Source organism: Sphingomonas rustica (assembly GCF_039652585.1).
GTDB classification, from domain to species: Bacteria; Pseudomonadota; Alphaproteobacteria; order Sphingomonadales; family Sphingomonadaceae; genus Sphingomonas; species Sphingomonas rustica.
Map to the genome: position 1 here is coordinate 96,783 of NZ_JBDIZK010000004.1, position 20,733 is coordinate 117,515.

Annotated in this window: 18 protein-coding genes; 12 read left to right on the forward strand and 6 right to left on the reverse strand. The window is 66.7% G+C overall.

Annotation, left to right across the window (positions count from 1 at the left end; genetic code table 11):
- The first annotated feature begins 14 nt into the window (after positions 1–14).
- The 6 genes from sucD to TPR58_RS08200 all read left to right on the forward strand — a co-directional run bounded on the left by sucD (position 15) and on the right by TPR58_RS08200 (position 7,746).
- A complete protein-coding gene (sucD, locus tag TPR58_RS08175) occupies positions 15–905 on the forward strand; it encodes a succinate--CoA ligase subunit alpha (RefSeq protein WP_346246145.1) in 891 nt (296 codons plus the stop codon).
- Positions 906–980: 75 nt separating this feature from the next.
- Positions 981–3,911, forward strand: a complete 2,931-nt coding sequence (locus TPR58_RS08180; RefSeq protein ID WP_346246146.1) for a 2-oxoglutarate dehydrogenase E1 component — start codon at positions 981–983, stop codon at positions 3,909–3,911.
- 7 nt (positions 3,912–3,918) lie between these two features.
- Positions 3,919–5,142 (forward strand): 2-oxoglutarate dehydrogenase complex dihydrolipoyllysine-residue succinyltransferase, encoded by a 1,224-nt coding sequence (gene odhB, locus TPR58_RS08185; protein WP_346246147.1) that lies wholly within the window; start codon positions 3,919–3,921, stop codon positions 5,140–5,142.
- An 8-nt stretch (positions 5,143–5,150) separates the two neighbouring features.
- A complete protein-coding gene (locus TPR58_RS08190; protein WP_346246148.1) occupies positions 5,151–5,645 on the forward strand; it encodes a YfbM family protein in 495 nt (164 codons plus the stop codon).
- A 17-nt stretch (positions 5,646–5,662) separates the two neighbouring features.
- Positions 5,663–7,057, forward strand: coding sequence for a dihydrolipoyl dehydrogenase (lpdA, locus tag TPR58_RS08195; protein WP_346246149.1), 1,395 nt, complete (start codon positions 5,663–5,665; stop codon positions 7,055–7,057).
- A gap of 209 nt (positions 7,058–7,266) precedes the next feature.
- Positions 7,267–7,746: a DUF2314 domain-containing protein gene (locus TPR58_RS08200; RefSeq protein WP_346246150.1), complete on the forward strand. Its 480-nt coding sequence runs from the start codon at positions 7,267–7,269 to the stop codon at positions 7,744–7,746.
- Here TPR58_RS08200 and TPR58_RS08205 read toward each other — a convergent pair.
- Positions 7,734–8,387, reverse strand: a complete 654-nt coding sequence (locus TPR58_RS08205; RefSeq protein ID WP_346246151.1) for a YoaK family protein — start codon at positions 8,385–8,387, stop codon at positions 7,734–7,736. The genes TPR58_RS08200 and TPR58_RS08205 overlap by 13 nt on opposite strands.
- Positions 8,388–8,466: 79 nt before the next feature.
- On the opposite strand from TPR58_RS08205, the gene TPR58_RS08210 reads away from it, so the two are divergent.
- Positions 8,467–9,105 (forward strand): trimeric intracellular cation channel family protein, encoded by a 639-nt coding sequence (locus TPR58_RS08210; protein ID WP_346246152.1) that lies wholly within the window; start codon positions 8,467–8,469, stop codon positions 9,103–9,105.
- 6 nt (positions 9,106–9,111) lie between these two features.
- Here the strand turns inward: TPR58_RS08210 and TPR58_RS08215 are convergent, their stop codons facing one another.
- The 3 genes from TPR58_RS08215 to sppA are packed head-to-tail and all read right to left on the reverse strand — an operon-like array spanning position 9,112 to position 12,003.
- Positions 9,112–9,498 (reverse strand): hypothetical protein, encoded by a 387-nt coding sequence (locus TPR58_RS08215; protein WP_346246153.1) that lies wholly within the window; start codon positions 9,496–9,498, stop codon positions 9,112–9,114.
- Between the two features lie 52 nt (positions 9,499–9,550).
- Complete coding sequence (locus TPR58_RS08220; RefSeq protein ID WP_346246154.1) at positions 9,551–10,108, reverse strand: GNAT family N-acetyltransferase; 558 nt, start codon at positions 10,106–10,108, stop codon at positions 9,551–9,553.
- Complete coding sequence (gene sppA, locus TPR58_RS08225) at positions 10,105–12,003, reverse strand: signal peptide peptidase SppA (RefSeq protein ID WP_346246155.1); 1,899 nt, start codon at positions 12,001–12,003, stop codon at positions 10,105–10,107. The genes TPR58_RS08220 and sppA overlap by 4 nt, the downstream gene beginning before the upstream one ends.
- Before the next feature lie 267 nt (positions 12,004–12,270).
- Between sppA and groES the strand changes: the two genes are divergently transcribed.
- The 4 genes from groES to pepF all read left to right on the forward strand — a co-directional run bounded on the left by groES (position 12,271) and on the right by pepF (position 17,713).
- Positions 12,271–12,558, forward strand: a complete 288-nt coding sequence (gene groES / locus TPR58_RS08230) for a co-chaperone GroES (protein WP_110151162.1) — start codon at positions 12,271–12,273, stop codon at positions 12,556–12,558.
- 53 nt (positions 12,559–12,611) lie between these two features.
- Positions 12,612–14,255 carry a chaperonin GroEL gene (gene groL, locus TPR58_RS08235; RefSeq protein ID WP_346246156.1) on the forward strand — a complete coding sequence of 548 codons (1,644 nt, stop codon included), beginning with the start codon at positions 12,612–12,614 and terminating at the stop codon, positions 14,253–14,255.
- A gap of 310 nt (positions 14,256–14,565) precedes the next feature.
- Entirely contained in the window at positions 14,566–15,690 is a 1,125-nt protein-coding gene (locus TPR58_RS08240; RefSeq protein WP_346246157.1) for an RNA ligase, read from the forward strand.
- Between the two features lie 151 nt (positions 15,691–15,841).
- Complete coding sequence (gene pepF / locus TPR58_RS08245) at positions 15,842–17,713, forward strand: oligoendopeptidase F (protein ID WP_346246158.1); 1,872 nt, start codon at positions 15,842–15,844, stop codon at positions 17,711–17,713.
- 58 nt (positions 17,714–17,771) lie between these two features.
- Here the strand turns inward: pepF and TPR58_RS08250 are convergent, their stop codons facing one another.
- A complete protein-coding gene (locus TPR58_RS08250) occupies positions 17,772–18,368 on the reverse strand; it encodes an aspartyl/asparaginyl beta-hydroxylase domain-containing protein (protein WP_346246159.1) in 597 nt (198 codons plus the stop codon).
- A gap of 75 nt (positions 18,369–18,443) precedes the next feature.
- Here TPR58_RS08250 and TPR58_RS08255 point away from each other — a divergent pair, with 75 nt between their 5' ends.
- Entirely contained in the window at positions 18,444–19,640 is a 1,197-nt protein-coding gene (locus TPR58_RS08255; protein WP_346246160.1) for a sulfotransferase, read from the forward strand.
- On the opposite strand, the gene TPR58_RS08260 is transcribed toward TPR58_RS08255, so the two are convergent.
- Positions 19,618–20,673 (reverse strand): mannose-1-phosphate guanylyltransferase/mannose-6-phosphate isomerase, encoded by a 1,056-nt coding sequence (locus TPR58_RS08260; protein WP_346246161.1) that lies wholly within the window; start codon positions 20,671–20,673, stop codon positions 19,618–19,620. The genes TPR58_RS08255 and TPR58_RS08260 overlap by 23 nt on opposite strands.
- Between the last annotated feature and the right edge of the window lie 60 nt (positions 20,674–20,733).

A 20,733-nucleotide genomic window follows, 5' to 3' on the forward strand; every position in this document is an offset into this window, starting at 1 on the left:
TCGGGGGTTTCCGAATGAGCATTCTCGTCGACAAGAACACCAAGGTCATCACTCAGGGGATGACCGGCAAGACCGGCACGTTCCACACCAAGGCGGCGCTCGATTATGGCACGCAGATGGTCGGCGGCGTGACCCCGGGCAAGGGCGGCACGACGCATGAGGAACTGGGCCTGCCCAATTTCGACACCGTCGCCGAGGCGGTCGAGAAGACCGGCGCGACCGCCAGCGTGATCTACGTCCCGCCCCCCTTCGCCGCCGATTCGATCCTCGAGGCGATCGACGCCGAGGTTCCGCTGATCGTCGCGATCACCGAGGGCATCCCGGTGCTCGACATGGTCAAGGTGAAGCGCGCGCTGTCGGGTTCGAAGTCGCGCCTGATCGGTCCGAACTGCCCGGGCGTGCTGACGCCGGGCCAGTGCAAGATCGGCATCATGCCGGGCAGCATCTTCTCCCAGGGTTCGGTCGGCGTCGTGTCGCGTTCGGGCACGCTGACCTATGAGGCGGTGTTCCAGACGACCAATGCCGGCCTGGGCCAGACCACCGCGGTCGGCATCGGCGGCGATCCGGTCAACGGCACCAACTTCATCGACGTACTCGAGCTGTTCCTGGCGGACGACGCGACCCAGTCGATCATCATGATCGGCGAGATCGGCGGATCGGCCGAGGAAGAGGCCGCGCAGTTCCTGATCGACGAGGCCAAGCGCGGCCGCAAGAAGCCGATGGCCGGCTTCATCGCGGGCCGCACCGCACCTCCGGGCCGCCGCATGGGCCATGCCGGCGCGATCGTGTCGGGCGGCCAGGGCGGCGCCGAGGACAAGATCGCGGCGATGGAAGCGGCCGGGATCAAGGTCGCCGCCAGCCCGTCCGAACTGGGCTCGACGCTGGTCGAGGTTCTGAAGGGCTGAATTTAGACGTGCGCCGCCCCATATCGGGGCGGCTGCACGCTCCGAGCGTGAGCGCTAACACTAGGTGGTGATACCATGGGCTATGAGGGCCTGGACTTCGACGAGATCGCCGGCGGCGTAAGCCCCGCCTTCGTCGAGACTCTGTACCGGAAGTACAAGGCGGATCCGGCATCCGTCGAAGCGGGCTGGCGCGGCTGGTTCGAGGGACTCGAGAGCACCGCCTCCGGCCCCAGCTGGGCGAATCCCGCCTGGCCGCCCAAGGACACCGACGCGCTCACCGCGGCCCTCGATCCCACCCAGATGGAGCCGGCGCCGGCGAAGCCCAAGGGCGGCGCGGCGAAGCCTGCCCCCGCCCCGGCCGCATCGGCCGAGGACATTGCCCGCGCCGCGGCGGACTCGATCCGCGCGATGCTGCTGATCCGCACCTATCGGGTGCGCGGCCACCTGGCCGCCAATCTCGATCCGCTGGGCCTGGCCCGCGCGGACCTGCCCGCGGACATGACGCCGGAATATCACGGTTTCTCGGGCGCCGATCTCGACCGTCCGGTCTATCTGGGCGGCACGATGGGCCTGGAAAAGGCGACGGTGCGCGAGCTGGTCGCGATCCTGCAGGCCAATTACTGCGGCAATGTCGGCCTCGAATACATGCACATCGCCGATGTCGAGGAGCGCCGCTTCCTCCAGGAGCGCATGGAGGGCAAGGACAAGGCGATCGAGTTCAGCGCCAACGGCAAGAAGGCGATCCTGAACAAGGTCATCGAGGCCGAGCAGTGGGAGAAGTTCCTGGGCCGCAAATATGTCGGCACCAAGCGCTTCGGCCTGGACGGCGGCGAGGCGATGATCCCCGCGCTCGAGGCGATCATCAAATATGGCGGCCAGCAGGGCGTGCGCGAGATCGTGTACGGCATGGCGCATCGCGGTCGGCTGAACGTGCTCGCCAACGTGCTGGAAAAGCCGTTCCGCGTGATCTTCCACGAATTCTCGGGCGGCTCGGCCAACCCCGAGGACGTCGGTGGATCGGGCGACGTGAAATACCATCTCGGCACCAGCACCGACCGTGAGTTCGACGGCATCAACGTCCATATGTCGCTGGTGGCCAACCCCTCGCATCTCGAGGCGGTCGATCCGGTCGTGCTCGGCAAGGTCCGCGCGCAGCAGACCTTCCGCGGCGACCTGGAAAAGCACGAGCAGGTCCTGCCGGTGCTGATCCACGGCGACGCCGCCTTTGCCGGCCAGGGTATCGTCTGGGAATGCCTCGGCTTCTCGGGCATCCGCGGCTACAACACCGGCGGCTGCGTCCACTTCATCATCAACAACCAGATCGGCTTCACGACCAGCCCGCAATTCGCGCGCTCGTCGCCCTATCCGTCGGACGTCGCCAAGGGCGTCCAGGCGCCGATCTTCCACGTCAATGGCGACGATCCCGAGGCGGTGACCTTCGCCTGCAAGATGGCGATCGAGTTCCGCCAGACCTTCGGCCGCGACATCGTGATCGACATGTGGTGCTATCGCCGCTTCGGCCACAACGAAGGCGACGAGCCGAGCTTCACCCAGCCGCTGATGTATGCCCGGATCAAGCAGCATCCGCCGGTCAGCGAAGTCTATGGCAAGCGCCTGGCCGAGGAAGGCGTGATCGACGGCGGCTTCGTCGATGCCAAGGTGAAGGAATTCACCGAGCTGCTCGAAGGCGAGTTCGAGGCGGGCGCGACCTATCTGCCGAACAAGGCGGACTGGTTCGCGGGTCGCTGGTCCGGCCTGTCGGCGCCTGCCGATGGCGAGGGATCGCGCCGCAATCTCGAAACCGGGCTGGACAAGAAGTTGTTCGACAGCCTGGGCCGCACGCTGACCGAGGTCCCCGAGGACCTGACGATCCACAAGACGCTGGCGCGCGTGCTCGACGCGAAGCGCGAGATGTTCAAGTCGGGCGTGAATTTCGACTGGGCGACCGGCGAGGCACTGGCCTTCGGCTCGCTGCTGTCGGAGGGCTATGGCGTCCGCCTGTCGGGCCAGGATTCGGGTCGCGGCACGTTCAGCCAGCGTCACGCCGTCTGGGTCGACCAGAAGGACGAGCGCAAATATATCCCGCTGGCGGAAATCCCGCACGGCCGGTTCGAGGTGCTCGACAGCCCGCTGTCCGAATATGGCGTGCTCGGTTTCGAATATGGCTATGCGCTGGCCGATCCCAAGTCGCTGGTGCTGTGGGAAGCCCAGTTCGGCGACTTCGTGAACGGCGCGCAGATCATGATCGACCAGTTCATCGCGTCGGGCGAGGCCAAGTGGCTTCGCGCCAATGGCCTGGTGATGTTGCTGCCGCACGGCTATGAAGGCCAGGGCCCCGAGCACAGCTCGGCGCGTCCGGAGCGCTTCCTCCAGCTGTGCGCGCAGGACAATATCCAGGTCGTGAACATCACCACGCCGGCGAACTATTTCCACCTGCTGCGCCGCCAGATGCATCGCAACTTCCGCAAGCCGCTGATCCAGATGACGCCCAAGTCGCTGCTGCGGCACAAGATGGCGGTATCGAAGGCCGAGGAGTTCCAGGGCGACACCCATTTCCGTCGCATCCTGTCCGATCCGTCGGCCCCGGCCGACGCCGATGTGAAGCGGCTGGTCCTGTGCACCGGCAAGGTCGCCTATGACCTGATCGAGGCACGCGACGCCGCCGGCGACAAGAACACCGCGATCGTTCGCATCGAGCAGCTCTATCCCTTCCCCGGCGAACCGCTGACCGAGCGCCTCAAGCACATGGTCAATGTCGAGGAAGTGATCTGGGCGCAGGAAGAACCCCGCAACAATGGATACTGGTTCTTCGTCGAGCCGTTCATCGAGGAATGCCTGAAGGACGCGGGCGTCAGGCCGCAGCGTGCCCGCTATGCCGGTCGCGCCGCCGCCGCCTCTCCGGCGACCGGCCTGATGAAGCGTCACCAGGCCGAGCAGGGCGCGCTGATCGCCGACGCGCTCGGCCACAGCGTTCGTGAAGAAATCCGCAGGACCCGGAAAGGCTGATCTGCACATGACCGAAGTGAAGGTGCCCACGCTGGGCGAATCGATCACCGAAGCAACCCTTGGCGAGTGGCTGAAGAAGCCCGGCGAGCCGGTGAAGGCCGACGAGCCGATCGCCAGCCTCGAGACCGACAAGGTCTCGGTCGAGGTGCCGAGCCCCGTCGCAGGCGTGATGGGCCAGCAGCTGTTCGCCGTGGGCGACACGGTGAATGTCGACGCGGTGATCGCGACGATCGAGGCAGGCGACGGCGCAGCCGCCGCACCCGCCCCGACCCCGGCCGCAGCGCCTGCGCCCGCCCCTGCAGCCAGCCCTGCCCCGGCGCCCTCGGGCGATGCCGGTCCGGCCGCGCTGTCGCCGTCGGTGCGCCGCGCGGTGCTGGAACATGGCGTCGATCCGTCGTCGATCCAGGGCACCGGCCGTGACGGCCGCATCACCAAGGACGATGTCGTCGCGGCGGCCAGCGCCAAGCCGACCGCGCCCGCCTCGGCCCCTGCGCCTGCCGCAGCGCCCGCACCGGCCTCGACCGGCGGCGACCGTGCGGAAGAACGCGTCCGCATGACGCGCGTGCGCCAGACGATCGCCAAGCGCCTGAAGGATGCGCAGAACACCGCCGCGCTGCTGACGACGTTCAACGATGTCGACATGACCGCGGTCATCGAGGCGCGCACCAAGTACAAGGACCTGTTCGAGAAGAAGCATGGCGTCCGGCTTGGCTTCATGGGCTTCTTCGTGAAGGCCGCGTGCCAGGCGCTGAAGGACATCCCCTCGGTCAACGCCCGCATCGACGGCGAAGAGATCGTCTATCACGATTATGCCGACATCTCGGTCGCGGTGTCCGCGCCGCAGGGCCTGGTCGTGCCGGTGATCCGCGATGCCGACCAGATGTCGGTGGCGCAGGTCGAGAAGACGATCGGCGACTTCGGCAAGCGCGCCAAGGACGGCTCGCTGAAGATGGACGAGATGAAGGGCGGTACCTTCACCATCTCGAACGGCGGCGTGTTCGGGTCGCTGATGTCGACCCCGATCATCAACCCGCCGCAGTCGGCCGTGCTCGGCCTGCACCGCATCGAGGATCGCCCGGTCGTCCGTGACGGCCAGGTCGTGGTCCGCCCGATGATGTATCTGGCGCTGAGCTACGACCATCGCCTGATCGACGGCCGCGAAGCCGTGACCTTCCTGGTCGCGCTGAAGAACGCGATCGAGGATCCGACCCGCCTGCTGATCGACCTGTAAGATCGATCATGGGAATGGTCGTCTATCTTCGCCGCCTGACCGCGGAGCAGCTGAAAGGAATTCAGGAGAACCCTGAAGACCTTGAGCGCTTCGTTTTCAGCGGCGAGGATGGCACCGAGGTGATTGATTTCGACAAGGCTTGGCACGCGCTGCACTTTATGATGACGGGCAACGCGGGCATGACCTCCCATCCGTTAAGCGTCCTTGTCGCTGATGACCGCAACATGATCGGGACAGATGAATTGGGGCTGGGCGGTTACTGGTTGCTTGATCCCCAACGGGTTGATCAGTTTGCGCGGACGCTTGAGCAATTGAGCGACGACGACTTGATCAAGACCTTCGACCCCACTCGAATGGTTGCGGATAACGTTTATCTCAGCGAGTTCTTCGTCGAAGAAGCGGAGGAAGCGCTCCCTTATATCATGCAGGGCGTCCCACGCTTTCGGGCTTTCGCGGAAGCAGCCTCGCGCGATGGCGACCACGTCATCGGTATATTGAGCTAGTATCAGAAGGCAGGAACATGGCTGAATACGACTTCGACGTCCTCGTGATCGGTGCCGGACCCGGCGGTTATGTCGCGGCGATCCGCGCGGCGCAGCTGGGTCTGAAGACCGCCTGCGCCGAATCGCGCGAGACGCTGGGCGGCACCTGCCTGAATGTCGGGTGCATCCCGTCCAAGACGCTGCTGAACGCGTCGGAGAAGTTCGACGAGGCGGTGTCCGGCGTGCTGGCCAAGCATGGCGTCAAGCTGTCGGGCGTCGAGCTCGACCTGACCGCGATGATGGCGGACAAGGCCAAGGCCGTGTCGGGCCTGACCGGCGGCATCGAGTTCCTGTTCAAGAAGAACAAGGTCGAATGGCTGAAGGGCCTGGCGACGTTCAAGGACGCGCACAGTGTCGAGATCGCCGGCAAGACCGTCACCGCGAAGAACATCGTCATCGCCACCGGATCGTCGGTGACCCCGCTTCCGGGCGTCGAGATCGACCAGAAGGTCGTGGTCGATTCGACCGGCGCGATCGCGCTGGAGAAGGTGCCCGAGCATCTGGTGGTGATCGGCGGCGGCGTCATCGGCCTCGAACTCGGCTCGGTGTGGAAGCGCCTGGGCGCGAAGGTCACGGTGGTCGAGTATCTCGACCAGCTGCTGCCCGGCATGGACGGCGATGTCCGCAAGGAAGCCGCCAAGATCTTCAAGAAGCAGGGCATGGAGCTCAAGCTGTCGACCAAGGTCACCGGCGTGAAGGTCGATGGCGGCAAGGCAAGCGTGACGGTCGAGCCGTCCGCCGGCGGCGCAGCCGAGACGATCGAGGCGGACGTGGTGCTGGTGTCGATCGGCCGCCGGCCGAACACCGAGGGGCTGGGGCTCGACAAGATCGGGCTGGAAACCAACCAGCGCGGCCAGATCGAGACCGACCATGACTTCCGCACCAAGGTGGACGGCGTGTGGGCGATCGGCGACGTGATCCCCGGCCCCATGCTGGCGCACAAGGCCGAGGACGAAGGCATTGCCGTGGCCGAGAATATCGCGGGCCTGACCGGCATCGTGAACCATGACGTGATCCCCAGCGTGGTCTACACCCATCCCGAGATCGCCGGCGTCGGCCTGACCGAGGAACAGGCCAGGGAGCGCGGCGAGATCAAGGTCGGCAAGTTCCCGATGGCCGGCAACAGCCGCGCCAAGGCGATCGACGACACCACCGGCTGGGTGAAGGTGATCGCCGACGCGAAGACCGATCGCGTGCTGGGTGCGTGGATCATCACCTCGCTGGCGGGCACGATGATCGCCCAGGTCGCGCAGGCGATGGAATTCGGCGCGACCAGCGAGGACATCGCCTATACCTGCCACGCGCACCCGACGCACAGCGAAGCGATCAAGGAAGCGGCGATGGGCGTGACGGGCAAGCCGATCCACGTCTGATCGGTCATCCGTCCGATTGATCGATAAAAGGGGCGGCCGCGGGGTCGCCCCTTTTTTGTCTTCGGCCTGACGTTCGCGGCGAGCGCGGCAGGAAGCACGACGAGCCGAGCCGCGTCGTCCTCACACGAACGCGACGACGTCGTTCCCCGCGGCTAGAGCACTGGTTCGAGCACGCGATGCGCCGGACGGGCGCGTAAAGGAGAGTGACGATGCGTTTTCCCGCAGCGCTGATGGCAATCGGCCTCGCGCTTGCCCTGCCCCTGCCGGCGCTGGCCCAGCGCCCGCAGGCCGACCCGACCGTCGATGTCGCCCGGGGCGACCCCGAGATGGCCCGCGCCATCGCCCGCGCCCGTGCCGAGCTGCCGATCTTCTTCGGCCATGCCTCGTCGCCCAGCCCGGGCGAGCGCTATTTCCTGGTGAAATACAATATCAACCCGGCCGGCCGCGCCGAATTCATCTGGGCCGAGGTGATCTCGCACAAGGGCGATACGACGCTGGCGCGGCTGATCAACACGCCGCGCGTCGCCGGGTTCGCCAAGGGGCAGCAGGTCACGATCCGCAGTTCCGAGGTCATCGACTGGAGCTATCTGAAGGACGGCGTGATGCAGGGCAACTACACCACCCGCATCGTCCTGCCGCACATGAAGCCTGCCGATGCCGCGGCGCTGCGCAAGGCCTATGGCTGGTAGGCGCGACGGCTGACGCGCGCCACCAGCAGCGTCAGCACCGCAGCGGCGCCGGCGGCGAACCACAGCGCCTGCAGCCCGAAGCGGAACTGTGCGCCGGTGCCGAGGACGACGCCGGCGACGAAGCCGGTCCACAGCAGCAGATAGGGGACCCAGCCCCAGCGGTCGGCGTCTCCCATCAGCGCGCCTGCAAGGTTCTGGCCCAGCCGGACCAGCGAGCCGGTCATATAGGTCAGTCCGATCGCGACCTCTCCGTCGCGCTGGATGGTGCCATTCTCCGCGCCCATCGCCATGGCGAGCAGCAGCACGATGATCGTGCCGGGCAGCCAGGGCGCAAAGGCAGCCGCGGCGAGCAGCAGGATCGTGACCAGCGCCATCACCATCGGCCGGTCGTGGCGCGGCCGGGCGCGGCCGACGATGCTGGCCAGGATCACGCCGCTGACGAAGCTGAACACCAATGCGATCGAGATTGCGGCAACGTCCCAGCCCCCGCGGCCCAGCCCGACGCCGAGCCGGGTCGAGTTGCCGCTCATGAAGGACGCGAAGAAGCCGCCCAGGCTGGTGAAGGCGAGCGCGTCGACGAACCCGGCCAGCGCCGCGAGGCAGACTGCGGTGGCGGCGAGCGTCGGTTCGGTACGGTGCATGGCGCCCTTCTGCCCCAGCCGCCCGCCGCTCGCCAGAGGCGGTTTGACGTTGCGGCTCCGCGGTGGAACAGATTGGCGCATGGATCCGCTCGAAGCCGCCACCCGTATCGGCCCCCTCCTCCCCTGGCTCGACCTGTTCGGGATCGCGGTGTTCGCCGCGACCGGCGCGATCGCCGCCGCGCGGCGCGGGCAGACCTTCGTGACGCTTGCCTTTTTCGCGCTGATCACCGGCATCGGCGGCGGCGCGATCCGCGACCTGCTGATCGACGCACCGGTCTTCTGGGTCCACGACCGTCGCGTTGCCGCCCTGTGCCTGGTCGTCGCGCTGGCGGTGTGGTTCACCCCGCATCGCTGGTGGAGCGACAGCGCGTTCGACTGGATGGATGCCGCCGGGCTCGGCGCCTATGCCGCGTTCGGCGCGGCCAAGGCGCTCACCTATGGCATTCCCCCCGTGCCCGCGGCGTTCATGGGCGTGATCACCGCCTGTTCGGGCGGGATCATCCGCGACATCCTGGCCGGCGAACCGTCGATCCTGATGCGGCCCGAACTCTATGTGACCGCGGCGGCGCTGGCTGCGGCGACGCATGTCTCGCTGACATTGCTGGGGCTAGACCAGCTTGCCGCCGGGCTGATCGCGGCTGTCGCGGGGTTCGCGCTGCGCGGCGCGGCGATCCACTGGAAGCTTGCGCTCCCCGCCTATCGCCACCCCGCCGACTGAGCGCGATCAGCCTTCCAGCAGCCAGGCGATCGCCGTCTCGCGATCGTCGAACAGGCCGAGGTCCGGCCGCACCTCGCGCAGCCGCTGCGCCTGCAGCCGGGCGAGCGCGGTGTTGGTGACGAAGGCGACCTTGCGCGCCCACAGCGCCCGCACCTGGGGATTGTCGAAGGTCTGCTTCAGCAGTTCGACCGTCGCCGGCGGCACGACCTGGACCCCGCTCGCGTCATACAGGGTGACGTGCCGACCGACCTTGTCGCCCAGCGAGCGGATCGCGGCGCGCACCTCCTCGCCGATCCAGCCGGCATCCTCGGGGGTGACCAGCCCGCTCAGGCGGACGTCGACGAACAGACGGTCCAGGTCGACCTGGACACCATGGGAAACTGTGTGCGTCACGCTTGAGGCATCCTCCAACGCCCGGCCGGATAGCCGCCGCAGGCGCGGGCCCTCAACCCCGCACGACACCCGTTTCGGTGAACTTGCGCGGTTCGACGGGCGGAGTCTGCGGCTCGTTCAGCTCGCACTGCCAGATGCCGACGTCGATCCACTGGCCCTGCTTGTAGCCGACCTCGCGATAGACGCCGGCGCGGCGGAACCCGACCGCCTCGTGCAGCGAGATCGAGGTGCCGTTGGGCAGCGCCAGCGCCGCGATGGCGTGGACGAATCCCTGGGCCCGCAGCGTGTCGACGAGCGCCTCGTACAACAGCCGCCCGGCGCCCTGCCGCATCGCGGTGTCGGCGACATAGATCGAGGTCTCGACGACGTAGCGATAGGCCGGACGCTCGCGAAAGCGGGTGGCATAGGCATAGCCGATCACCCCGCCCTCGTCCCCGCTGGTCGCGACCAGCCAGGGATAGAGGCCGTCGCTGGCCGCCATGCGCGTCCGCATCTGGCGCGCGTCGGGCGGATCGGTCTCGAAGCTCGCCGTGCCGGTCAGCACATGCGGTGCATAGATAGCGGCGATCGATGCGGCATCCTCGGGCGCCGCAGCCCGGATGACGATCATCCGAACAACCGCGCGACGAGCAGCTGATAGAGCGACTGTTCGGCTGCGCCCTGCGGCGCGACCGGGACCAGCCCGGTGCATTCCAGGCACCGCGCCTGGACCTGCCCCGACATCGCCAGCCGCCGCGCATCGCCCAGCGCCATCGCGAAGCCCGTCCGCTGGCCCGCGGCGATCCGGGCAAATGCGTCGGGGCCACCGGGCGAGTCGACCCAGTCGCTGTCGCTGTCGTCCGTCTGCGACAGGCTGGCGAGGAAGGTGCGCCAGGCGTCGGGCGCCTTGGTGAAGAACACCGGATAATAGGCGTCACCCTGGATCTTCGCGAGCTTCGCCGCCTCGGCGATCGCCGCATCCAGCCCGCCGAACCGGTCGACCAGCTTGAGCTGATGCGCGACGCCGCCGACCCAGACGCGGCCCTGGGCGATCTCGTCGACGCGCTCGGGCGTCATCTTGCGCGATTGGGCGACCAGCCCGACGAAGCGGCCATAGCCCTGCTCGATCGCCGACTGGAGCACGCGGTCGGTAACCGGATTGATCCCGCCCAGCACGTCGGGCTGGCCCGACATCGGCGTCGTCTGCGTGCCGTCGCTGGTCACGCCGATCTTGGCGAGCGTGTTCTCGAAGGTCGGCAGGATGCCGAAGATGCCGATCGAGCCGGTGATGGTGTTGGGCTCGGCGAAGATCACCTGGCCCGGCGTCGAGACCCAATAGCCGCCGCTGGCGGCGAGGCTGCCCATCGAAACCACCACCGGAATGCCCTGGCCCTTGGCCTGGAGGATCGCCTGGCGGATCTGTTCGGACGCCATCACCGATCCGCCGGGGGAGTCGACCCGGACGACCAGTGCCTTGATCTTGTGCTTGTCGAGCCCCTCGAGCAGCAGCTTGGACACGGTAGCGCCGCCCGCGGTGCCCGGCCCGGCCTCGCCATCGACGATTTCGCCGGCGACGGTGATGACGCCGATCTTGTCGCCGGTCGCCTTGACCGGATTGGCCTGCATCCAGTCGGCGAAGCGGATCGCGTTGAAATTGCCGGCGGGCTTGCCGGCCCTGGCACCGACGATCTCGGCGACGCGCTTGCCGAAGGCCAGCCGGTCGCCCTTGCGATCGACGATGCCCAGCGACAGGTTCGCCTCGGCGATGTCGCCCTTGGCCTGGGTGACGACCTCGTCCGGCCTGGTCAGATAGTCGGCGAGCCGGGCCTTGGGCCGGGCCTTGGCAACCGCAGCCTTCCACTGGTCGAACAGGTTGCCGTACAGCGCCTGGTTCGCCTCGCGCGCCTCGGGCGACATGTCGGCGCGGGTATAGGGTTCGACCGCCGACTTGAACTTGCCGACCTTGTAGACGTGGACGTTGACGCCCAGCTTGTCCATCAGGCCCTTGTAATAGCTCTGGTTTCCGCCCGGCCCCGCGAACAATGTGCCGCCAAAGGGATGGACCCACACCTCGCTGGCATTGGCCGCGATCAGGTAGCTGCTGTCGGTATAGGCGGTGGCATAGGCGAGCACCGGCTTGCCGCTGGCCTTCACCCGACCGACGGCTGCGGCGACTTCGGAGACGGCGGCGGGATAGCCGCCGACATAGCGATCGAGGTCGAGCACCACCGCCTTGACCCGGGCGTCCTTCACGGCCGCGTCCAGGCCGCGGACGATATCGCGCAGCGAATGCTCTTTTGTCACGTCGGAGGCACTGCCGAAGGCGGCCAGCGGATCGGGATCCTGCGGCTGCTCGGTGATGGTCCCGTCCAGCGTCACGAGCAGCGCGCCGTCGCGGATCGCGGCCTGGTTGGGCCGGACCGACAGCGCGGCGAACAGGAAGATGAAGAACAGCAGCATGAAGATCAGGACGAGACCGTCCTTGATCCCGACCAGAATCTTCCAGGCACCCTTGACCAGCTTCACTCAGTCGCTCCTCGACGCGGGACTCCGCCCACCCTTGGTAGGAGAGTGCTTCACAAGAGTAAACGGGGTGTATTACGCCCGCACGACAGGTGCCAAACCGCGCGGCATTACCGGTTTTGCCCGTCGCGGATTTGTTCCGATCCGGCGAAAAATGGTTGCGCTCGGGCGTTGACGCGGCAGGGGTGCGACCGCATATGGGCCGCAGTTAGCACTCGGGTCTGCTGAGTGCCAACGACTCGAATTTCACATTACTGGAAGGATCAGGCAATGAGCTTTCGTCCGTTGCACGACCGCGTTCTCGTTCGCCGCGTAGAGGCTGAAGAGAAGACCGCCGGCGGCATCATCATCCCCGACACCGCCAAGGAAAAGCCGCAGGAAGGCGAAGTCGTCGCCGCCGGCGCCGGCACCAAGGACGAGAAGGGCAATGTGACCCCGCTCGACGTCAAGGCCGGCGATCGCATCCTGTTCGGCAAGTGGTCGGGCACCGAGGTCAAGCTGAACGGCGAAGACCTGCTGATCATGAAGGAAAGCGACATCCTGGGGATCGTCGGCTGAACCGACCCCGGACGCGAATTTCCAACCACCAATTCAACTGAAAGGGTAGCCCCATGGCAGCCAAGGACGTCAAATTCTCGCGCGACGCGCGCGAGCGCATTCTCAAGGGCGTGGACATCCTCGCCGACGCGGTGAAGGTCACGCTGGGCCCGAAGGGCCGCAACGTCGTCATCGACAAGTCGTTCGGTGCGCCCCGCATCACCAAGGACGGTGTCACCGTCGCCAAGGAAATCGAACTCAAGGACAAGTTCGAGAACATGGGCGCGCAGATGATCCGCGAAGTCGCGTCGAAGACGAACGACCTCGCCGGTGACGGCACGACCACCGCGACCGTTCTCGCCCAGGCGATCGTTCGCGAAGGCATGAAGTCGGTTGCGGCCGGCATGAACCCGATGGACCTGAAGCGCGGCATCGATCTCGCCGTCACCAAGGTCGTCGAGGACATCAAGGCCCGCTCGAAGCCGGTTTCGGGTTCGAACGAGGTCGCCCAGGTCGGCATCATCTCGGCCAATGGCGATCGTGAAGTCGGCGAGAAGATCGCCGAGGCGATGGACAAGGTCGGCAAGGAAGGCGTGATCACCGTCGAAGAGGCGAAGGGTCTCGATTTCGAGCTCGACGTCGTCGAGGGCATGCAGTTCGACCGCGGCTATCTGTCGCCCTATTTCATCACCAACCCGGAGAAGATGACGGTCGAACTCGCCGATCCGTACATCCTGATCCACGAGAAGAAGCTGTCGAACCTGCAGGCGATGCTCCCGATCCTGGAAGCGGTCGTCCAGTCGGGCCGTCCGCTGCTGATCATCGCCGAGGACATCGAGGGCGAGGCCCTGGCCACGCTCGTCGTCAACAAGCTGCGCGGCGGCCTGAAGGTCGCAGCGGTCAAGGCGCCGGGCTTCGGCGATCGCCGCAAGGCGATGCTCGAGGACATCGCCGTCCTGACCAAAGGCGAAGTCGTCTCGGAAGACCTCGGCATCAAGCTCGAGAGCGTCACGCTGGGCATGCTCGGCACCGCCAAGCGCGTCACGATCGACAAGGACAACACCACCATCGTCGACGGTGCGGGTGAAGCCGAGTCGATCAAGGGCCGCACCGACGCGATCCGTCAGCAGATCGAAGTCACGACCAGCGACTATGACCGCGAGAAGCTCCAGGAGCGCCTCGCCAAGCTGGCCGGCGGCGTTGCCGTGATCAAGGTCGGCGGTGCTTCGGAAGTCGAGGTGAAGGAGCGCAAGGATCGCGTCGACGACGCGCTGCACGCGACCCGCGCTGCGGTCGAAGAGGGCATCGTTCCCGGCGGCGGTACGGCTCTGCTGTACGCGACGAAGGCGATCGAGGGCCTCAAGGGCGCCAATGACGACCAGACCCGCGGCGTCGACATCATCCGCAAGGCGCTCTACGCGCCGGTCCGCCAGATCGCGCAGAATGCCGGTCATGACGGTGCGGTGATCTCGGGCAAGCTGCTGGACGGCAACGATCCGAACCTGGGCTTCAACGCACAGACCGACGTTTACGAGAACCTCGTCGCCGCCGGCGTGATCGACCCGACCAAGGTCGTTCGCACCGCGCTGCAGGACGCGGCCTCGGTCGCCGGCCTGCTCATCACCACCGAAGCGGCGGTGAGCGAGCTGCCGGAAGACAAGCCGGCCCCCGCAATGGGCGGCGGCGGCATGGGCGGCATGGGCGGCATGGACTTCTAAGTCCGTACCGCTCGACCGACCGGTCGAAGCAACAACAAGGGGTCGGAAGCATCGCTTCCGGCCCCTTTTTGCTTGCACGTGCAACTATTAACCACGTTCCTGGCTTTACTTGCGCACAGGCACGCGCCACGGGGCCAGCCGTGCAACAGGTCCATTCCTACGCCGTGAAAAATCACTTCGCAGTCGCGGAGCGAGGTCACGTGCGCACGATCTGAGTGCACCCCTGCCGCGCTCCGTCCTCGATGACGGCGCGGCATCCAGATCCACCCATCATCGTCGACGAACCGGCTCCCCTCAATGGAGACCCTCGATGACCAACACCCCACATTATGCCCGCACCATCGGCTTCGACCAGCTGGTCGCGGAGCTTCATGCCGCGCGCGCCGAACGCGCGGTCTATTCGCGACGCGACGGCCCGCTGCAGCTGTGGTGCTACACCTCGAAGGCGGTCTATGATCGGCTCTGGTCGCCGGCGACGCTGGCCGCGCGCGGGCTGATCCTCGATCTCGAGGAACGGCGCGTTGTCGCGACTGCCTTCCCCAAGTTCTTCAACCTGGGCGAGGCGAGCGCGCCGGTTCCGGACGGGCCGTGCGAGGCGTTCGAGAAGGTCGATGGGAGCCTGATCGTGATCTTCCATCACGGCGGCCGCTGGCGCGCCGCGACCAAGGGTGCGCTCGATTCGAGCCAGGCGCTCTGGGCCGAGGCGCGGCTGCAGGAACAGGACCTGTCCGCGCTTGTCCCCGGCACCACCTATCTCGCCGAGGCGCTCTATGCCGAGAACCGCATCGTCGTGCGCTATGACGAGAGCGGGCTCGTGCTGCTGGCCGCCTATGACGAGCAGGGGCACGAGTTCGACTTCGACCGGATCGAGGCGACCGCGCGGGCGCTGGGCTGGCGGGCGGCGGGTCGAATCCGCTTCGAAGGGATCGAGGACCTGATCGCACGCGCGGGAACGCTGCCGGCGGATGCCGAGGGTTATGTCCTTCGCTTCGCCGATGGCCAGCGGGTGAAGCTGAAGGGCGCCGAGTACAGCCGGATCCACGCGATCCTGTCGCGCGTGACGCCGCTCGGCATCTGGGACGCGATGGTCGCGGGCGACTCGCTGGACGAGATGCGTCGGGTCATTCCGGAGGAGTTCTGGTGGGACTTCGACGAGATCGTCCGGCTGCTGCGGGGCGCGATGCAGGCACGGATCGACCGGGTCGCCGAAATCGCGGCAGAGGTTGCCGGCCTGTCCGACAGGGAGGTCGGGCTTCGACTGGCGACGCTGCCGAAGGACGTTGCCCGGTACCTGTTCACCTACCGTCGCAACCCCGACCTGACTGCGGACGGCAAGGCGCGGTCGATGCTGCTTCGCGACGTCCGGCCGGTGGGCAACGCCCTGCCGGGATACACCCCGTCCTACGCGCTCAGCCAGGCGACCGGGGACGAATGAGGAAGGGCCGGGAGCAAGCGCTTCCGGCCCTTTTTCGCGAGCGCGTCCGGCATGTTTCCACCATGTGTCTTAGCGCAACAAACCACTTCCCTTCGCTACCGATCTTGCGCAGATTGCCCGCATCGAGCGAGTTTTCCGGGGAAGCCAAGACATGACCGATCTATCGCGCCGCGAGGCACTGACCGCTGCCGCGCTGGCAACGCTTGCCACCGCCGTGCCCGCGAGCGCCGCCTGGGCGCAGAATGCCGGCAAGGTCGGCGGCGCGCTGTGGGACCTGACCGAGATCTATCCCGACGAAGCGTCATGGGACGCGGCGCGCAAGGATGCGCTGGCGGCGCTGCCCGGCATTGCGAAGTACAAGGGACGGCTGGGCGAGAGCGCAGAGGTGCTGGCCGAGGCGCTGGTGCTCCAGTCCGATCTGTCGAAGACCATCTCGCGCGTCTATGTCTATGTCAGCCTGAAGGGCGACGAGGATGTCCGCGTGTCGAGTTGGCAGGAGCGTCAGGCGCAGGCGATCGACCTGTACACCGCGTTCGGCGAGGCGACCGCCTGGTTCAGCCCCGAGCTGCTGACGCTGGGCAAGGCGAAGGTCGACGGGTTCGTCGCCGCCAACGACACGCTGAAGACGCGGTTCGACTTCTACCTGGCCAACATCGTCCGCCAGGCCGACCATACCCTGTCCGCCGAGGGCGAGGCACTGCTTGCCGGTGCGGGTTCGCCGCTGTCGGCGCCGGGCGAAATTGCCGGCCAGCTGCGATCGTCCGACATTCCCTGGCCCACCGTCACCCTGTCGACCGGCAAGCAGGTCAGGCTCGACAGCCAGGGCTATGGCGCCAATCGCGATGCGCCGAACCGCGCCGACCGCAAGCTGGTGTTCGACAGCTTCTGGAAGGCCCACGGCCAGTTCCAGAACTCGTTCGGCGCCGCCTACAACGCCAAGGTCAAGGGCGACGTGTTCTACGCCAAGGCGCGCAAGTACAAGTCGTCGCTGGCCTCGGCGATCTCGGGCAACAACATTCCCGAGGCGGTGTACCGCACGCTGGTGGCCGAGGCGAACAACGGCCTGCCCCAGCTGCATCGCTATTTCGAGCTGCGCCGCAAGATGCTGAAGCTGCCCGATCTCGGCTATTGGGACATCTACCCGCCGCTGGTCGCGCTGGACCGCCCGTTCACGCTGGACCAGATGCGCACGCTGACGCTGGAGGCGGTCAAGCCGCTGGGCACCGAGTATCAGAGCCAGATCGCCCGCGCGACCGCGGCGAAGTGGATGGATCCCTGGCCGCGCGAAGGCAAGCGCCCGGGCGCCTATATGAACCCCGGGGCGTTCGACGTGCACCCCTATCTGCTGCTCAACCTGACCGAGAAATATGACGGGCTGAGCACCTATGCGCATGAATGGGGCCATGCGCTGCATTCGCTGCTGGCGAACAAGGCCCAGCCCTATGAGAAGGCCGATTACCCGATCTTCCTGGCGGAGATCGCCTCGACGCTGAACGAGGACCTGCTGGTCGCGTACATGCTGAAGAACGCCAGGACCAGGGAAGAGAAGCTGTTCTACCTGGGCCAGCAGATGGAGAATATCCGCGGTACCTTCTTCCGCCAGACGATGTTCGCCGAGTTCGAGCTGAAGGCGCACGACCTGGCCGAGGCGGGCGAAGGCCTGTCAGGCGAGAAGTTCACCGCGGTCTATTTCGACCTGCTGAAGCGCTATCACGGCCCCAACGTGAAGCTGGAGGCGAGCTACGGTAACGAATGGGCCTATATCCCGCACTTCTACAACAGCTTCTATGTCTATCAGTACGCGACCTGCATCTCGGCCGCCGGCTATTTCTCTCGTGCGATCCTCAAGGGCGGGGCGAAGGAGCGCGACAATTATCTGTCGGTGCTCAAGGCGGGCGGGTCGGACTATCCCACCGAGATCCTGAAGCGCGCCGGCCTCGATATGGCGACGCCGGCCCCGTACCAGGCGCTGATCGCCAACTTCAAGGACGTGCTCGACCAGGCCGAGGCGCTGATCGGGTGAACCAGGGACGCGGGGACGGGTACCGGGCCCGCCCCCGCACCACGCGCTTCGCTGCCGGTCAGCCCGCGGTCAGAATCGCCTCCAGCCAGTCGTTCATCTTCGCGTCGATCACGAGATGGACGCGGTCGGTTTCGCCGCGATTGGCGACGCTGTGCGGATCGAGCAGGCGAAGATACCAGGCCTCGCCTGGCAGCATCGTCACCGGTGTCCGATTGACGAGGAATTCGACGCCCGGGTTCGTCATGACGGGCACATGGATGCGGACCGTGCCATGCTCGGCGGCCAGGTCCGGGTCATGATGTTCGAGAATGACCGATCCCGGTGTCAGCCGCATCAGCCGGACGCTGGTGAGCGGGCATTCGAACTGCGAGAGCACTTCGGCAAAATAGGGGGTGCGCGCCAGGAAGGGCGTATCGACGAACTCGGTTTCGGTCGGCGACGAATAGATCATCATGACCGGATGGGTCGCGCTTGCCGCCGATCGGAGCGGCAGGACGCTCCAGTCGCCATCGTAGTTCTGGCGCACGAAATGCTCGATCCACTCGTCGGCATCGAATGCCGCCAGATCCGCGGCCAGACGCGCGGCGTCGAAATGTAGCGGCAGGCGCACCCGGTCGGGAAAGCGCCACTCGTTTACCGTAATGATCGTCGCCATCCCCTTGCCTCCATCCCGGACGCTATCCCATGCGCGGGCGATTGCAATGCGCGAAGCGGCGGGCGATGCAGGGCAATGGATACCACAACCGCCCCGATCGACCGTTTCCGCGCAGCCATTCTCGCGGACGAGGCGACGATGGACCATCTGGTCGAACACTTTGACCCTGCCGAGTTCGAGCCCCGCGCCCTCGCCTTTGCCGAGGCGAACGGGATCGAATTGAACCTGGCCGACCTGCGCGACGGCAGCCGGCTCGACCCGCTCGGCATCCGCAACCTGATGGAACCGCCGCCGGCGATCGATGCGATGCCGCCGCAGTCGTTTCTTCCCACCCGCGTCGTTCCGGAGGCCGGCTTCGCGGTCGACTGGGCCCATTTCGGCGAGATGTCGCTGGACGAGCCCTTTTTCGCCGAATCGATTGCAAGACGCGGATCGCTCCCGCTCAACCGGGCCCTGCGCTATCGCAGTTCGTTCGCAGCGCTTCTTGCCGGTTCGCAGGACGCCGTCAGCGTGAAGCCGACCGGCTTCATCTTCCACATGTCGCGCTGCGGATCGACGCTCACGGCGCAGATGCTCGCGGCCAGCCCGGCCAACATCGTCCTGTCCGAGCCGGCGCCACTCGATGCGATCGTGCAGATGCCGCAATTGCTGCCCGACCTGCCGCGCGAAACCCATGTCGCGGCGATCCGCGCGATGCTGCAGGCGCTCGGCCGCAAGCGCTCGGGGGATGCGCATCGCCTGTTCCTGAAAACCGACAGCTGGCACATGTTCGCGCTCGACCTGCTGCTGGACGCCTTTCCCGGCACGCCCTGGGTTTTCCTGTACCGCGATCCGGTCGAGGTGCTGGTATCGCAGGCGCGGATGCGCGGTGCCCAGACCGTGCCCGGTGTCGTGGCGCCGCAGGTCTTCGGACTGGACCCGGACACGGCCGGCGTTGCGCACGCCGACTATACTGCGCTGGTACTGGCGCGGACCTGTCAGTCGGCAATCGACCAGGCCGGCCGGGGCGGATTGATGGTCGACTATCGCACGCTGCCCGATGCGGTCTTCGATCGCATCCTGCCGCATTTCGGCGTGACGCTGGCGCCGGGCGAGCGCGAAGCCATGGCGGCGGCGTCGAAGCGCGATGCCAAGGCACCGACCGAGACCTTCCGAAAGGACAGCGCCGACAAACAGGCTTCGGCCAGCGACGAGGTTCGCGCCGCCGCCGAACGACATCTTGTCGGCATCTACGCCAGGCTGCAGGCGCTCAGCGCTTCATCGCCTCGATAAGCTTCTTAACGTCCTGGCTGCGGCCGCGCGGCAGCACCAGGATGTCGTCGCCATGCGCGACGACGATCAGGTCCTCGACCCCGACCAGGGCGATGCGCTTGCCCGCGCCGGCGCGCACCAGGCAGTTGGCCGCATCCACCATGACGACATCGCCCGAGCAGACATTGTTCTCGCCATCGCACGCGCTGATCGTGTGCAGCGCGTCCCAGCTGCCGACATCGCTCCACCCCATCGCGACGGGGACGACGGCGACCCGGTCGGCCTTCTCCATCACCGCATAGTCGATCGAGTCCGAGGGCGACGCGGCAAACAGGTCGGCATCGGGGTGAATGCGGGTGCCGTCGCGGCGCGCCGATGCCATCGACGCCCGCGCGGCCGCGACGATCGCCGGCGCATGCTGTTCCAGAGCGGACAGAAAGGCATCGGCGCGAAACAGGAAGATCCCGCCATTCCAGGCGTGATCGCCCGAGGCCAGCATCGCTTCCGCCTTGTCGCGGGGCGGCTTCTCCACGAAGCGGTCGACCCGGTGGACTCCCGCCGCGATCGCGTCACCGACCTTGATCCAGCCATAGCCGATCTCGGGGGCGTCCGGAGTGATGCCGAACGTCACCAGCCAGCCCTGCTCGACCAGCGGCAAGGCCGACTGGATCGCCTGATGGAACGCGTCGACATCGGTGATGACATGGTCGGACGGCATCACCAGCAACGGATCGCTGCCGTTCGCCGCCAGCGCCGCAAGCGCGATCGCCGGCGCGGTGTTGCGCCCGGCCGGTTCGAGGATCAGCGCCTGGGCATCCTCGCCGACATGACCCAGCTGTTCCTCGACCATGTCGGCATGGGCGGCATTGGCCACCACGATCGGCCTGCCGAACCGCTCCCGCCCGCCGGTACGGCGCGCGGTGAGCTGCAGCATCGTCTCGTCCGCGGTCAGCGCCAGCAACTGCTTGGGCCGTTCTGGCCGCGATTCGGGCCAAAGGCGCGTTCCGGATCCGCCCGACAGGATGACTGGTACGATCGGCGTTGAATCCGGCATGCGTGACGATCCTCTGTTGAGACCCTATGTGGTGATGACCACCCCGACCTTCAAACTCGC

Coding starts and splice junctions, on each gene's coding strand:
- TPR58_RS08255 (WP_346246160.1), top strand. CDS start 18,444: ATGGATACCACAACCGCCCCGATCGACCGTTTCCGCGCAGCCATTCTC.
- TPR58_RS08190 (WP_346246148.1), top strand. CDS start 5,151: ATGGGAATGGTCGTCTATCTTCGCCGCCTGACCGCGGAGCAGCTGAAA.
- sucD (WP_346246145.1), top strand. CDS start 15: ATGAGCATTCTCGTCGACAAGAACACCAAGGTCATCACTCAGGGGATG.
- TPR58_RS08220 (WP_346246154.1), bottom strand. CDS start 10,108: ATGATCGTCATCCGGGCTGCGGCGCCCGAGGATGCCGCATCGATCGCC.
- TPR58_RS08260 (WP_346246161.1), bottom strand. CDS start 20,673: ATGCCGGATTCAACGCCGATCGTACCAGTCATCCTGTCGGGCGGATCC.
- TPR58_RS08240 (WP_346246157.1), top strand. CDS start 14,566: ATGACCAACACCCCACATTATGCCCGCACCATCGGCTTCGACCAGCTG.
- TPR58_RS08180 (WP_346246146.1), top strand. CDS start 981: ATGGGCTATGAGGGCCTGGACTTCGACGAGATCGCCGGCGGCGTAAGC.
- TPR58_RS08210 (WP_346246152.1), top strand. CDS start 8,467: ATGGATCCGCTCGAAGCCGCCACCCGTATCGGCCCCCTCCTCCCCTGG.
- groES (WP_110151162.1), top strand. CDS start 12,271: ATGAGCTTTCGTCCGTTGCACGACCGCGTTCTCGTTCGCCGCGTAGAG.
- TPR58_RS08205 (WP_346246151.1), bottom strand. CDS start 8,387: ATGCACCGTACCGAACCGACGCTCGCCGCCACCGCAGTCTGCCTCGCG.
- TPR58_RS08250 (WP_346246159.1), bottom strand. CDS start 18,368: ATGGCGACGATCATTACGGTAAACGAGTGGCGCTTTCCCGACCGGGTG.
- pepF (WP_346246158.1), top strand. CDS start 15,842: ATGACCGATCTATCGCGCCGCGAGGCACTGACCGCTGCCGCGCTGGCA.
- lpdA (WP_346246149.1), top strand. CDS start 5,663: ATGGCTGAATACGACTTCGACGTCCTCGTGATCGGTGCCGGACCCGGC.
- groL (WP_346246156.1), top strand. CDS start 12,612: ATGGCAGCCAAGGACGTCAAATTCTCGCGCGACGCGCGCGAGCGCATT.
- TPR58_RS08200 (WP_346246150.1), top strand. CDS start 7,267: ATGCGTTTTCCCGCAGCGCTGATGGCAATCGGCCTCGCGCTTGCCCTG.
- odhB (WP_346246147.1), top strand. CDS start 3,919: ATGACCGAAGTGAAGGTGCCCACGCTGGGCGAATCGATCACCGAAGCA.